Raw genomic sequence first — 13,645 nt, 5'->3', positions numbered from 1 at the left:
TTAATCCAGTTTAATTCCTGACAACGCCTGTGCAAATGCATTGTTCACCGGCTCATTGGCCTCTTTCTGCTGTTTCTTAAGATAACGCTGCACATCACGCTTATTCACACCTGCACCCTCTTTGGCTCGTCTTGCCTGGAAGGATGAAAGCTTTTCTTTATAGCCGCACTGACATACAAAGGTCTCTTCTTTTCCCTTCAGAAGCATCTCCATACGCTTATGGCATTTCGGACAGCGCGCATTGGTGGTCCTGGATACTGTCTCTCTGTATCCGCATTCCCGGTCCTCGCACACCAGCATTTTGGCATTCTTTCCGTTGACTGCCAGAAGATGTTTGCCGCAGTTAGGGCACTTCTTGTTTGTCATATTGTCATGGCGGAATGTTCCCTGTCCGCCTTTGATCTCATCTACGATCTCACAGGCATATTTACGGATCCCTGTGAGGAATTTATCCTGACGGAGCTTTCCGTTTGCAATATCACTGAGCTTCATCTCCCAGTCTGCGGTAAGCTCCGGCTTTTTCAATTCTTCCGGAACCAGCTCCAGAAGCTGTTTCGCCTTGGAGGTAATGTAGATCTCATTGCCTCTTTTTTCCATCATAAAGCTGTTGAAAAGCTTCTCGATGATGTCCGCTCTTGTGGCTACCGTTCCAAGTCCACCGGTCTCACCAAGGGTTTTTGCCGCTTTTTTGTCGTGGCTTTCCATAAAATGAACCGGATTTTCCATGGCACCAAGAAGTGTGGCCTCTGTAAATCTGGCCGGTGGTTTTGTTTTGCCTGCTGTAAGAGCTGCTCCTTCCACAGTAAGTATCTGACCTTCCGTAAGCTCCGGAAGCTTCTGGTCTTTCAGCTTATCACCGGATTCCTCTTCATCCTCATCCTGCCAGCCGCCTTCATAAACCTCTCTCCACCCTGCACTTTTTACAATACGTCCGCTTGCAGCGAAAGTTTCTCCTGCTGCAGTTCCTTCCATGCTTACCAGCTCATATACAGCCGGCGGATACAGCACGCTCAGGAAACGGCGTACTACCATATCGTAAATCTTCCGTTCCTCGTTGGTCATATGATCCAGCTGTACAAACTGTTCTGTAGGAATGATGGCATGATGGTCACTGACTTTTTTGTCATCCACAAAGCCAGCACTGGTCTGGATCGGTTTATTGACCAGCGCACCGGCAAGTTTTCGATAAGGACCTGTCCCGCATGCCTGAAGACGCTCTTTAATGGTAGGAACTACATCTTTTCCTATATATCTGGAATCCGTTCTTGGGTAGGTAAGGACTTTGTGATTCTCGTAGAGCCTCTGCATGATATTCAGAGTTTCCTTTGCAGAAAAGCCGTATTTCTGATTGGCTTCTCTCTGAAGAGTGGTCAGGTCATAAAGCCCCGGCGCATAGGTCTTCTTCGGCTTTCTGGAAACCTTTGTTATGGTAAGGTTGCTTTTTCCTGCCTTTGTCTGGATCTCCTGGGCACGCTCCTTCTTAAAGGTGCGGAGGCTTCCGCTTTTTCCGTCACGCCAGGTCCAGCGTACATTTCCCGCCTGCAGAGTGATCCCGTAATAATCCTCCGGCTTAAATTCCCGGATTTCCTGCTCTCTTCTTGCGATCATGGCAAGGGTGGGGGTCTGCACACGTCCGCAGGAAAGCTGGGCATTATATTTACAGGTCAGCGCTCTGGTCCCGTTCATTCCCACCAGCCAGTCCGCCTCCGCCCTGGCCTGTGCCGCACGGTAAAGATCATCATAATCATGGCCGTTTTTAAGGTGGGCAAAGCCGTCACGGATTGCTTTGTCCGTTACGGATGAGATCCACAGACGCTTAATAGGTTTATGGCAGTCTGCCTTTGCAAGGATCCATCTTGCTACCAGTTCTCCCTCACGTCCAGCATCTGTGGCAATGATGATCTCCCCGATATCCTTCCTGTAAAGCTGGGTTTTCACCGCATTGTACTGCTTGGAGGTCTGGCGTATCACCACCAGTTTCATTTTCTCCGGCATCATGGGAAGCGTGGAAAGCTCCCATTTGGTATATTTTTTATCGTATTCTTCCGGATCTGCCAGTGTTACCAGATGTCCCAGGGCCCAGGTCACTACATAGTCTTTTCCTTCCAGGGTTCCGTTCCCCTTCTGACTGCAGTGGAGGACTCTGGCAATGTCTCTGGCAACGGATGGCTTCTCCGCAATTACTAATGATTTCATATTTTTTTCTTTCACCTCTTACTCTTTGGAGCCTGTTTCCTAATGGCTCCGGGGTTCAACTATTATAGCATGAAAAAAGCACTTCGTCCAGAAAAGGGCCGAAGCCTTTTTCCGTCGAAATGCTCTTTACTTTCATATTACTCTCAGCAGCTGTTCATGCACATTTTCCGCTGATCTTATAGCCCACTCCACGAACTGTTTCCACCAGATCTCCTGCCGGGCCAAGCTTCTGGCGAAGGGTACGGATATGTACATCTACGGTTCTGCTCTCCCCGTCGAATTCATATCCCCAGATCTGATTTAAAAGCTGTGTTCTGGAAAGAACCGTACCACTGTTTTTCAGAAGGAGACAAAGCATCTCGTATTCTTTCAGTGTCAGATTCACAGGCTCCTGATCAACAGTTACCTCATGTCTTCCCGGACATACATAAAGATTTTCCATACGATACTCCTCTGCGCCATTGTCCTCTGATCTCCGAAGAAGGGCACGTACCCTGGAGATCAGTTCCATCATGCGGAACGGCTTCGGAATGTAATCATCTGCACCTCTGTCCAGACCTACCACGGTATCAAACTCACTTCCTTTTGCAGTAAGCATGATCACCGGAAGTTTCCGCACATCCGGACGGATACGGATTTTTTTTAAAATAGACAGTCCGTCTTCCTCCGGAAGCATAATGTCCAGAAGCACCAGTGAAGGCAGTTCTTTTTCTAGCGCTTTCCAGAAAAGTGATGGCCGTTCAAAACCCTGTGCCTCCAGACCCTGACTGTTTAATGTATATACAACAAGTTCACGGATACTTTCATCATCTTCCACAAGATATATCATAATTTTCCTCCAGCTTCATTTTTCATCTGATACGTGCAAGTATAAAGTGCATTCGTAAAATCCAACATAGAAAAAAGGTTAAGTTTATGTAAAATATAGAAATCCTTAAGAAATTTTAATTTGTAAAAGCCGAACGTCAATGTTATGATAAAGCAGAGAGTTGTTTGGAGGTTTTTTATTATGTATTCTTTTATTGTGAATCCCAATTCAAGATCCGGTGAGGGACGTAATGTCTGGAACCGGCTTCGCAGCATCATGGAAAGTCAGGGGATCTCATATCAGTATTTTCTCACAGAATATGTGGGACACGCCACAGTACTGGCACGAAGGATCAGTACTGCCGGAACACCGGAGGACCCGGTAACTCTGGTAACAGTAGGCGGTGACGGCACTATTTACGAAGTACTTACCGGGATCATTGATCTGTCTTCGGTTGTTTTCGGATTTATCCCGGTCGGGTCCGGCAACGATTTCTGCCGCAGTATGGGCCTGCCCTTTGATCCTTTTGAAGCGCTTCGCTCTATTCTTGAGAACAGACGGACCATTTTCATGGATGTTCCTGTTCTCCACCTTGGCAGCCATTCCTACCGTTTCGGCATCAGTGCAGGAATAGGCTACGATGCGGCAATCTGTCAGGAAGTCCTGATCACACCTGGCAAAAAATTTCTCAACCGTCTCCATATGGGTAAACTCATCTACCTTATGGTGGCACTGAAGCAATTTCTCTTCCTTACTCCGTCCCCGGTCACGATAACACTTGACGGGAACAAGCCACAAACCTTCAGCAGGACTTGGTTTGCGGCTGTAATGAACCAGAAATATGAAGGCGGAGGCTTTAAATTCTGTCCAAACGCCAGTCCGGAGGATGGTTTACTGGATGTGATCGTTATTGAAGGAATCTCCAAGCTGAAAATGCTGTTCTGCCTGCCGAGCGCTCTCTGGGGAAAACATACCCGCATTCGCGGTGTACATATTTTACAGTGCAGGAACGTACATATTACAAGTGCCCATTCCCTTCCTGTGCATAAAGACGGAGAATCCGGCGGAATCCAGCGTGAATTTTCTGTGACCATTGAAAAGAAACCTTTAAAAATCATAATGCCTGTGTTATAGTAGCAGGTAGATACTTAACAAAAAAGAAGCTTAAGGCTGACACCAGCTATACCTCAAGAAAAGGAGCGGCAAAATGTTGAGTAAAATAAAAAAATACAGGCACGGTTTTATCATAGCTATCTATTTCGTTGCCTATCTTATCCTGTTTGGATATCTGGAGCAGCGGCCTGTACGAGCCTACCATATTGTACATACTGTTTTTGATGATATGATCCCGTTCTGCGAGATTTTTATTATTCCGTACCTTTTATGGTTTCCATATGTGATAATGACGGTTGTGTATTTCCTGTTTCGCAATAAGAATAAAAAGGAATATTTCCAGCTGATCTTCAACCTGATGATGGGAATGACGGTTTTCCTTGTTGTTTCCTACATCTATCCGAACGTTCAGTATCTCCGCCCTGCGGTATTCCCCAGAAGCAACATCTTTACACGACTGGTGGCTGAGATCTATCGGACAGATACTCCCACCAATATCCTGCCAAGTATCCATGTATTTAATTCCCTGGCTGTTTATTTTGCCATTCATCACTGCCAGGCACTAAAAGACAGGAAATGGCTTCAGCGAGGAGCTCTGATCCTTTCTGTTCTGATCATCCTGTCCACCATGTTTATCAAGCAGCATTCTGTGATCGATGTATGTCTTGGCACCACACTGGCACTGTTCGGACATCTCCTGTTCTATCCACAGAGAGTGGATGATTACGAGGAACAGCGTTCTCTATCCCATATGCGTAAGAAGAAGCCGGAACAGAATTTATAAAAAAAAGCCCCGTTGGGGGCTTTTTTTAATTAAATCCATAAAACTTCTGACAGATCTTATAGGCTGCCACAAACATCTTTCTTCCACCTTTTCCGGGAAGATTGGACACTCTTCCGAAGAGACTTCTCCGAAGCTTCCGGTACAGTCCCATATTCTGGTCTTTGATGTAATCCTGCAGCTCCTGTTTTTTATCCAGGCATTCCTGCGTTGCAGCTCTTACCAGCATGATCGAAGAAACGGTTGTGATGATATCCAGATAGCTGAACATATAAGCACGAAGTCTGCGGTTGCTCACATTAGCCTTCAGATAGGCGTCCACCATCAGTTTGTTTACACGGATCTGCTGATCGATACGCTTGATCATCACTTTCTCATTGACAGACTGATCATCTCTTCCAATAAAATATCGATAGAAATTTACATCCAGATAATAGAGATTTTTTACATAGGGAAGCGGCTCAAACGCAAACAGGTTATCTACGTAGAACGTATGTTTCGGAAGCTCCATTCCACAGTCATGGAGAAGTTTTGTACGGTATATCATGGAATGCATAAGGAGATACTGGCCTTTTTTCATGTGGCGTACCTCATCCCATCCGAAAATCTGGTTTGTCGGAAAACAGTGTCTGTACTGCATGATCTTTTTGCGGGTAGCTCCCTGCTTCTCATAAACGAAATTACTGATGAGAAGATCCACGGTCTCAGCCCCACGTGTCAGTTCATAAAGTGTTTTCAGGACCTCATAGTAGGCGTCCTGATTTACCCAGTCATCACTGTCCACAACCTTGAAATAAAGTCCTGTTGCGTTTTTGATTCCCGTGTTGACTGCCTGTCCATGGCCGCCATTTTCCTGATGTATGGCTTTTACGATAGTTGGATATTTCTCGGCGTAATCATCTGCGATCTCGGCAGTACGGTCACTGGAGCCATCATCTACAATGATAATCTCCACTTCCTCTCCTCCGATCAGCAGGGAATTGATGCATTTTGACATATAAGCCTCTGAATTATAGCATGGTATTGCTACGCTCAAAAGTTTCATGAGTTTTCCTCCTTCATATATCTGGTGTATGCGCGAAACGCAGATGGTATTGCATATTTTTTATCGGATTCTCTCTTATCCACAAACAGGAACTCCCCCTGCGGTGCTTCTTCCAGAGAGGATACAGCGATACGATAAGCACACATCCTCCATTCAATATGGGAAAAAATGTGCTTCGCATCCGGCAGTGCTTCGATCCGCAGTGGTTCCAGTCCCATGGCTTTTACCCGGGCAAGTGCCGCCTTCTCCGTCAGATGTCCTTCCACATTTGGAAGTTCATAAAGGCCTGCCAGAAGTCCTGTATCCGGACGTTTACGGATCGCTGTACCTGCTCCGTCCTGGATCACAAGGACCGTTCGCTGTTCTATGGTGCGGGCTTTCTTCGGTGCTTTTACGGGAAGTTCTTCTACAGTTCCATGCTTTCTGGCAAGGCAAAAATGCCCCAGCGGGCATTCTTCGCACTTTGCTGCTCCGTTTGGAACACAGACTACAGCTCCCAGCTCCATCATAGCCTGGTTGAAATCCCCTGGTCTGTCCTCAGACATCTGCTCTGTAAGATCATTTTCCACCGATTTCCGTACAGACTGTTTCATGATATCTCCACGGTTTTCGGTGAGTCTTGCGTATACCCGCAGCACATTTCCATCTACTGCAGGGACTTTCTTTCCGTAGGCAATGGACGCAATGGCACCTGCCGTATATCTTCCTATTCCTTTTAACGAGAGAAGTGTCTCAAAATCCTCAGGGATCCTGCCTCCATATTCTTCCATGACCTGAACAGCCGCTTTCTGCATGTTGCGGACACGGCTGTAATAGCCAAGGCCTTCCCACAGCTTGATGATCCTCTCTTCCGGTGCCGCCGCAAGGGCTGCTACATCCGGAAGTTCCTGGATAAAGCGCTGAAAATAAGGTTTCACAGCTTCCACTCGGGTCTGCTGGAGCATGATCTCAGATACCCAGGTATAATAGGCATTGTCTTTATCTCTCCAGGGCAGGATCCTTTTGTTTTTATCGTACCATTTCAGAAGGGGTTCTGCAATGTTTTCAGGCATATCGTTTCCTTTCTATAATCTTACCGGTATCGGATCACAGATCTTCATGGAATCTTCCGTGACGGCACAGTCATAGGCCAGGATGTGAACACCGGCATCTGCTGCCGCCTTAAGTGTCTCTCCAAATTCCGGATGTGTCTCCCGATTTGGTTCAAAATACCTTACACCCTTCATCTGGATCACCAGAAGAAGATACGCCTCATAGCCGTCAGCTGCTGCATGCATCAGCTCACAGAGATGCTTGATCCCCCGTTCTGTAGGTGCGTCCGGAAAGCGCACGATATTATTTTCTTCCAGAGTGACGCCTTTTACCTCGATAAAAGCCTTTCGCTTCCCGGATTCCACATACAGGTCAAAACGGGAATTTCCGTATGTCTTTTCTCTCCTGACAGTCACTTTCTCCGGAAAAAGATTTCCGGCCGCCACCCACTCTTCTGCTGCTTTATTCGGGGCCTGGGAATCCATATTGATCCAGCGGCCCTCCTTGTTCACACTGATCAGATCGTATTTCGTTTTCCTGGCAGGATTATCACTCTTTTCCAGGATCACTTCTGCTTCCGGAACAAGAAGTTCCCGGCATCTGCCTGTATTCTTCACATGGACCGTTTCCAGCTGATCCCCGATCTGCACATGAGCGATAAAACGGTTCGGCCTGTCTTTGAATATACCTCTGATCGTATTCTTATAATTCATAGTTTTTCCCTCGTAACCCTTACTATAACATAAAATCTTCAAAAGCGCAGTTGCTTTTTTTTCTTTTCTCATATAGAATTATTTTGATAACTGTTCACTGGTAATATTCCGCGAGGTGTTTTTTGTGAGCGAAGGCCACAGAAAACCCGAGACATACCGCGCGAATTTATGCGATTAACATAAATTCTGTGCATCGCGAAGCGTATTGCTGAGAACGGAGTGAACAGTAACTTGTTTTGTACTATGTCCAGTACAAAGGGTTGCTTTTTTTACATATCATAGTTTTTTGGGGAGGTTTTTCTGATGGACAGTATTATTTTTGATGTTGACGGTACGCTCTGGGATTCCACCGGGATCGTAGCTGAGGCCTGGAGTGATTACCTTATCCATACGGAGCACATGGATACCGATGTAAGCGCCAAACGACTGATGGGGCTTTTCGGCCAGCTGCTGCCGGATATCGCAAAGGCTCTTTTCCCTGAGCTTCCGGAAGCAGAACAGCTTCGTATCATCGACGGCTGCTGCCAGGCAGAGCACGAGGCACTGCTTCGCAAATGTGCTCCGCTGTATCCGGATCTTGAGGAAACACTGAAGATTCTTTCCAGCCGTTTTCCTCTTTTTATCGTCAGTAACTGCCAGGCCGGATATATTGAAGTGTTCCTGAAATCCACAGGCTTCGGACACTATTTCAAGGGCCATCTCTGTCCCGGTGACACCGGCATGGCCAAAGCGGAAAATATCATGAAGATCCGCGAGAATAATAATCTTTCCGATCCGGTTTATATCGGTGATACTATAGGAGACTTTAATGCCTGCCGGAAAGCAGGAGTTCCTTTTATCTTTGCTGAATACGGTTTCGGTCAGGTGGATAAACCGGATTACCGGATCACCAGGCCTTTTGACCTTACGGAGATATGCAGATGAGTATGAAAAGATCAAAATCCATAGACCTTACTTCCGGTCCGATCCTGAAAACGCTTTCAGAGCTTGCTCTTCCTATCATGGCATCTTCCCTTCTTGGAACTGCCTATAATATCACAGATATGGCCTGGATCGGGCTTCTGGGCTCCAAGGCAGTTGCCGGTGTCGGTGTGGGCGGCATGTATGTGTGGCTTTCCCAGGGACTGGTAGCCCTTCCGAGAATGGGCGGACAGGTAAACACAGCACAGTCCTGCGGCCGGAAGGATTATAAAGAGGCACGTTCCTACGCGGCCAGTGCCCTGCAGATGACCATTCTCTTCGGTCTCTTATTTTCTGCAGCAAGTATTATATTTCTTGATCCTCTGATCGGATTTTTTAATCTGACAGACCCGGAAGCATATTCTTCTGCCAGATCTTATATGCTGATCACCTGCGGACTGATCATTTTTTCCTTCCTGAACCTGACTCTCACCGGACTTTTTACAGCCCAGGGAGATTCCAGATCTCCGCTGATGGCCAATTTTCTTGGACTTGTGGGAAATATGCTCCTGGATCCGCTCCTGATCCTTGGCATTGGACCTTTTCCACGGCTTGAAACGTTAGGTGCTGCCATTGCCACAGTAACTGCACAGTTTCTGGTTTTTGCAGTGCTGGTTTTCCGGATCTTTACTTCCGGGCTGGAAACAAATGTACTTCGTGAACTTCATCTTTTTTCACGTTTTCCGGGAAAATTTTATAAAAATATCTTCCGCATTGGTTTTCCAACCGCTATCCAGAGCATGCTCTACTGTATGATCTCCATGGTACTGACCAGAATGGTTTCCGCCTTCGGTGCTGCTGCCATTGCTGTCCAACGTGTGGGCGGACAGATCGAATCCGTTTCCTGGAACACCGCGGACGGCTTTGCCTCTGCCTTAAATGCTTTTACCGCACAGAATTTCGGTGCAAAAAAATACGACCGCATCCGCCAGGGCTACCGTATTTCCTTTGGTATCCTGACAATCTGGGGCCTTATCATAACTGCAGCCTTTGTGCTGCTCCCACGCCCGATCTCCGGACTGTTTTTCCATGATCCGGAATCCCTTGGGATTTCTGTAAATTACCTGATCATCATCGGCTTCTGTGAGGCTTTCATGGCCATTGAGCTGATGACCATCGGTGCACTGTCCGGCCTTGGTATGACCAAGCTCTGCAGTATCATCAGTATTATCCTGACAGGGGCCAGAATCCCGCTTGCCATGCTGCTGACTCATGCGGGAATGGGACTCAATGGTATCTGGTGGGCACTTTCCCTTACTTCTATCGTAAAGGGAATCATCTTTACTCTGACATTCCGGCAGACCAGCCGAACGAAATTAAACTAAATACAGACAGAAAAACTCCCCGCGGATACCGGAGCCTGATCAGACAGGTTACCGTTTCACGGGGAGTTCTGCTTTTTTACCTAAAGGATAGTTCTGATACTTCTGATCATTTTTTGATACATTTTGTTCTGAGTACAAACAGAAATACCGCAAGTATCACAAACAGAATTACTACATAGGCGATCTTTGCTGCTACACTTGTGGTGAATGCGTCAACTCCTGTAGCCACTCCGATAAGTATCAGACAGATTCCTGAAACTTTTTCCATTTTTTTCTCATCATACTTCTGGGCTCTGGCCTGTGTGTTTCCGCCTTTCATAAAAAAGGAACCGTGTCCGGTAAAAAGCATAAATCCTACTACCAGTGCTGCGATTGTAAGTATAAAGCTGAATGACTGATCAAACATAATGTTTTCCTCCTGCTAAAGAACAGGAGCCACACACCGGATCACCGGCTGGCTCCTGTTTGTTTTTTGACTACAGCTCCGATCAATAGAAACAGACGATCGGAACATTATACTGGATAATGTTGTAAAGCTCTCCCGCTTTATCCGGCGGCATATTGATACAGCCGTGGGAACCTCCGGTTAGATACCGATCGCCTCCAAAATACGGCTGCCAGTCTGCATCATGGAATCCAATGCCTCCGTTAAACGGCATCCAGTAGGTTACCGGCTGTTCATAGGAATAGGTTCCGTCTGGTTTCTTGGTGCCACGTAACACATCCGGGCTCTTCTTATAGTACAAGGTGAAGATTCCAGGAGGTGTTTTTCTCTTGGGATCACTTGCAAGTCCGGATACGATATCTGATTCAAAGATCACATTTCCATCCTGATAATACCACATATACTGTTCTGTAAGGTCCACTTCAATGTAGGTATTTCCCAGATCATTCACACCATAAGAATTGGCTCTCATGGAATAAACCGGCTCTCTGGTCGTCTGAGCTCCGGACTGGATCTCCTGGGTAAGCTGTGCCACCTCTCCGTCCTGATCGATCTTCCAGCCATATGCAGAACCGGAAACCGAAACAGTTCTTCCGCTTGTTGTCTGGAACTGACGCTCTGTACCTACTGTATCATGATCCGCTGCAAGCTGTGCCACATAATCCACGATATGCTGTTTGAAGGATGCATCATCCTGGATCAGCTGGCCCTTTTCGTCAAACTGCAGCCAGTTCTTGATGGTGCTTCCATCAAGTGTTACTGTCTCATCTCCAAATGTGTAGGTGATGCTTGCCCTCGCAAAGTTATTATATGCATCCACCGTTGCCTGCAGATCTGCACTGTCGCTGGTCACATCTGCTTTCACATAAGCATCCGGGTTACTGCCAAGATCTACTTCCCCGTCATCGCTGCTGATAGCATCACTGATCATCTGATAGGCTTCTTTTACCTTCAGTTCACTTCCCACTGTCTCCGGCACGATCGTAAACTCGGAATCATTAAAGCTTACGTACGCATTCTCCGGTGCTACCTGATTCTCTTTCTGGGCACAGTTCAGTGCTTTCACTTCTGACTCCAGCTTTGACTTGTCAAAAGCTGTCTGCTCACTGGCTGTGTAAGTCGTCTTTTCAAAAAATCCTCTCACCCATTCATAGGGCTTCTGCGCTTTCAAAAGCTTCAGAACTTCACCACTGGATATATAACGATAACTGATATCCGTTCCTTCTATCGTCTGCGGTTCCTGATCTCTGGCCTTTACCTGGATGGAATAGCCTTCCATTTTTTTTGCGATCTCCTGCTCAACCTCATATGCAGTCCTGTTGGAGCTGTCGATCCCGTTAATCGTTGTGCCCTCAAAGAAATGACTGGTGTAATAATAAGATACTCCTGCATATGCACAGCCTGCCACTACCAAAACCATGGCGGCGATCATTCCGGTTACCTTCAGTGCCTTATGCTTTTTCTTTTCGGGTATAACGATAGGTTCAAATTCAGATTCATCGATAGGTACGTAGGTGATCTTCCTTGGCCTTGCTGATTTCGAAGGTCGTGCCGACTTGTGAGCAGCTGATCTGTTATTTTTATTTTCAGGCTGAGGCTCTCCTGCAGTATCACTGACGATCTTTGCCATGGCATCATTGATCCTGTCCTCGATATCCCTCTTTTCATCGTTGCTCATATTTATTCACCTCTATGTTCATGTGCCTTCAAAAAAGGCATCTTTCCATTGATACTTTCTGGTCTTACTCACCAGCTTTTTCATTATATCATACTTTCCGGAAATTGCATCTCATTTCACGGTTTTTTTATAACTTATTTGTACCGTACAGCTTCCGCGCCATATCTTTCATAACATAGAAATACATTACCCAAAGGAGCACTGACGCAAAGATCCAGGCCACCGGACTTGCAAGACAGGTACCGATATAGCTGCTTTTTCCGGCTGCAACGGTAGCGGTGATCCCTCTTCCTGCAAGCTCAGCCACACCGGCCATCATAGGAAGAAGACCATATCCCATTCCCTGGATCCCGTTTCGCAGTACATTGACAAAATACAGAGGAATAAAAAACAGTGCCACACATTTTACATAGATTGCTACCATAGGAAGCACTTCTTCAATGTTATCTGAGATAAACAGATATGCAAAATATTTTCCCGCAAAGAACAGAAAACTGCCAACAACAACAGAATATACAATTCCTATAAAATGCGAAGCCCGGAAGCCTTCCCGCACTCTCTCAAGTTTTCCGGCTCCGATATTCTGTGCATTGTAGGTAGCGCTGGCAGTTCCCTGTGCCACATATGCCTGGGTGAAGATCTGCTCGATCTTACTTCCTGCTGTAAACGCCGCCACCGCATAAGAGCCAAGCATATTTAAGGCTGACTGTACCATCATGGTTCCGATCGCCGTAATGGAATACTGCAGTCCCATTGGGATTCCCACACCGATCTGCTTGGCTGCGAGGTTACGTCTGAAATACCAGTCTTCTTTTTTCATACGGAGCTCCGGCACAAACTTCCAGATATATACCAGACATAAGACTCCTGAAACTCCCTGGGAAATAATGGTAGCCCAGGCTGCTCCAGGCGCTCCCAGCTTAAACACGATGATAAATACAAGGTCAAGCACAATATTCAGCATTGCAGATAAGATCAGAAAATACAGTGGTACCTTACTGTTTCCCAGTGCACGGAGGATACTGGCCAGGATATTATATAATGCCTGGGCAAAAATCCCTCCGCAGATGATCATAACGTAAGCATATGCATCCTTGAAAATATCATCCGGCGTATGCATAAATTTCAGAAGTGCATGCATACCTGTCATGCTGACTGCTGTCATCACTGCCGAGACCAGCGCTGTCAGGATCAGTGCATTGCCCACGGTCTGACGCATCTCATCCATTTTTCCCGCACCGTACTTCTGTGCAGTCAGTACGGTAAAACCGGCAGTAAGTCCCAGAAGAAAGCCTATGATCAAAAAGATGATAGTTCCTGTTGAGCCAACTGCCGCCAGTGCCTTTGTTCCTACAAATTTTCCTACAACCACCGCATCTACCATATTGTAGAACTGCTGAAATACATTACCAATAAATACCGGGATCGTAAATCCCAGGAGCACTTTTACCGGTTTTCCCTGTGTCATGTCTGTTTTCATGAAATCTTTTTTCCCCCCATTTAATTTGATCGTTCCTAAACTTTGTGCTGCTTTTTGTTATTCTTTTTA

At 46.4% G+C, this 13,645-nt stretch carries 12 protein-coding genes; 4 read left to right on the top strand and 8 right to left on the bottom strand.

The genetic code is table 11. The features are described from left to right. Together BN3261_RS02295 and BN3261_RS02290 are read right to left on the bottom strand one after the other, a co-directional pair. Positions 1–2,196, bottom strand: a complete 2,196-nt coding sequence (locus tag BN3261_RS02295; protein ID WP_021652294.1) for a DNA topoisomerase III — start codon at positions 2,194–2,196, stop codon at positions 1–3. A gap of 154 nt (positions 2,197–2,350) precedes the next feature. Continuing rightward, positions 2,351–3,025, bottom strand: a complete 675-nt coding sequence (locus BN3261_RS02290) for a response regulator transcription factor (RefSeq protein WP_059085372.1) — start codon at positions 3,023–3,025, stop codon at positions 2,351–2,353. Between the two features lie 180 nt (positions 3,026–3,205). On the opposite strand from BN3261_RS02290, the gene BN3261_RS02285 reads away from it, so the two are divergent. Both BN3261_RS02285 and BN3261_RS02280 read left to right on the top strand, forming a co-directional pair. Then, positions 3,206–4,138 (top strand): diacylglycerol/lipid kinase family protein, encoded by a 933-nt coding sequence (locus BN3261_RS02285; RefSeq protein ID WP_059085371.1) that lies wholly within the window; start codon positions 3,206–3,208, stop codon positions 4,136–4,138. Between the two features lie 73 nt (positions 4,139–4,211). Then, positions 4,212–4,901 (top strand): phosphatase PAP2 family protein, encoded by a 690-nt coding sequence (locus BN3261_RS02280; RefSeq protein WP_059085370.1) that lies wholly within the window; start codon positions 4,212–4,214, stop codon positions 4,899–4,901. Positions 4,902–4,926: 25 nt separating this feature from the next. Here BN3261_RS02280 and BN3261_RS02275 read toward each other — a convergent pair whose 3' ends face one another. The 3 genes from BN3261_RS02275 to sfsA are packed head-to-tail and all read right to left on the bottom strand — an operon-like array spanning position 4,927 to position 7,688. Next, entirely contained in the window at positions 4,927–5,943 is a 1,017-nt protein-coding gene (locus BN3261_RS02275) for a glycosyltransferase family 2 protein (RefSeq protein ID WP_059085369.1), read from the bottom strand. After that, positions 5,940–6,995: an A/G-specific adenine glycosylase gene (gene mutY, locus BN3261_RS02270; protein WP_059085368.1), complete on the bottom strand. Its 1,056-nt coding sequence runs from the start codon at positions 6,993–6,995 to the stop codon at positions 5,940–5,942. The genes BN3261_RS02275 and mutY overlap by 4 nt, the downstream gene beginning before the upstream one ends. 12 nt (positions 6,996–7,007) lie before the next feature. Then, complete coding sequence (gene sfsA, locus BN3261_RS02265) at positions 7,008–7,688, bottom strand: DNA/RNA nuclease SfsA (protein ID WP_044961964.1); 681 nt, start codon at positions 7,686–7,688, stop codon at positions 7,008–7,010. A gap of 303 nt (positions 7,689–7,991) precedes the next feature. On the opposite strand from sfsA, the gene BN3261_RS02260 reads away from it, so the two are divergent. Further along, on the top strand, positions 7,992–8,612 hold the full coding sequence (locus BN3261_RS02260) for an HAD family hydrolase (protein ID WP_059085367.1): 621 nt from the start codon (positions 7,992–7,994) through the stop codon (positions 8,610–8,612). Positions 8,613–8,614: 2 nt separating this feature from the next. After that, positions 8,615–9,973: an MATE family efflux transporter gene (locus tag BN3261_RS02255; protein WP_044962002.1), complete on the top strand. Its 1,359-nt coding sequence runs from the start codon at positions 8,615–8,617 to the stop codon at positions 9,971–9,973. Positions 9,974–10,079: 106 nt separating this feature from the next. On the opposite strand, the gene BN3261_RS02250 is transcribed toward BN3261_RS02255, so the two are convergent. The 3 genes from BN3261_RS02250 to BN3261_RS02240 all read right to left on the bottom strand — a co-directional run bounded on the left by BN3261_RS02250 (position 10,080) and on the right by BN3261_RS02240 (position 13,576). Continuing rightward, positions 10,080–10,379: a DUF3784 domain-containing protein gene (locus tag BN3261_RS02250; RefSeq protein WP_015527011.1), complete on the bottom strand. Its 300-nt coding sequence runs from the start codon at positions 10,377–10,379 to the stop codon at positions 10,080–10,082. 82 nt (positions 10,380–10,461) lie between these two features. After that, positions 10,462–12,096: a L,D-transpeptidase family protein gene (locus BN3261_RS02245; RefSeq protein ID WP_021652284.1), complete on the bottom strand. Its 1,635-nt coding sequence runs from the start codon at positions 12,094–12,096 to the stop codon at positions 10,462–10,464. Positions 12,097–12,223: 127 nt separating this feature from the next. Further along, on the bottom strand, positions 12,224–13,576 hold the full coding sequence (locus tag BN3261_RS02240) for an MATE family efflux transporter (RefSeq protein WP_059085366.1): 1,353 nt from the start codon (positions 13,574–13,576) through the stop codon (positions 12,224–12,226). Between the last annotated feature and the right edge of the window lie 69 nt (positions 13,577–13,645).

This window comes from Blautia massiliensis (ex Durand et al. 2017) (assembly GCF_001487165.1).
GTDB lineage: Bacteria > Bacillota > Clostridia > Lachnospirales > Lachnospiraceae > Blautia_A > Blautia_A fusiformis.
The sequence above is the reverse complement of the archived record's forward strand: the minus strand, read 5'-3'. Positions and strand labels throughout refer to the sequence as shown.

Coding starts and splice junctions, on each gene's coding strand:
- BN3261_RS02295 (WP_021652294.1), bottom strand. CDS start 2,196: ATGAAATCATTAGTAATTGCGGAGAAGCCATCCGTTGCCAGAGACATT.
- BN3261_RS02280 (WP_059085370.1), top strand. CDS start 4,212: ATGTTGAGTAAAATAAAAAAATACAGGCACGGTTTTATCATAGCTATC.
- BN3261_RS02260 (WP_059085367.1), top strand. CDS start 7,992: ATGGACAGTATTATTTTTGATGTTGACGGTACGCTCTGGGATTCCACC.
- BN3261_RS02290 (WP_059085372.1), bottom strand. CDS start 3,025: ATGATATATCTTGTGGAAGATGATGAAAGTATCCGTGAACTTGTTGTA.
- BN3261_RS02255 (WP_044962002.1), top strand. CDS start 8,615: ATGAAAAGATCAAAATCCATAGACCTTACTTCCGGTCCGATCCTGAAA.
- sfsA (WP_044961964.1), bottom strand. CDS start 7,688: ATGAATTATAAGAATACGATCAGAGGTATATTCAAAGACAGGCCGAAC.
- mutY (WP_059085368.1), bottom strand. CDS start 6,995: ATGCCTGAAAACATTGCAGAACCCCTTCTGAAATGGTACGATAAAAAC.
- BN3261_RS02285 (WP_059085371.1), top strand. CDS start 3,206: ATGTATTCTTTTATTGTGAATCCCAATTCAAGATCCGGTGAGGGACGT.
- BN3261_RS02275 (WP_059085369.1), bottom strand. CDS start 5,943: ATGAAACTTTTGAGCGTAGCAATACCATGCTATAATTCAGAGGCTTAT.
- BN3261_RS02250 (WP_015527011.1), bottom strand. CDS start 10,379: ATGTTTGATCAGTCATTCAGCTTTATACTTACAATCGCAGCACTGGTA.
- BN3261_RS02240 (WP_059085366.1), bottom strand. CDS start 13,576: ATGAAAACAGACATGACACAGGGAAAACCGGTAAAAGTGCTCCTGGGA.
- BN3261_RS02245 (WP_021652284.1), bottom strand. CDS start 12,096: ATGAGCAACGATGAAAAGAGGGATATCGAGGACAGGATCAATGATGCC.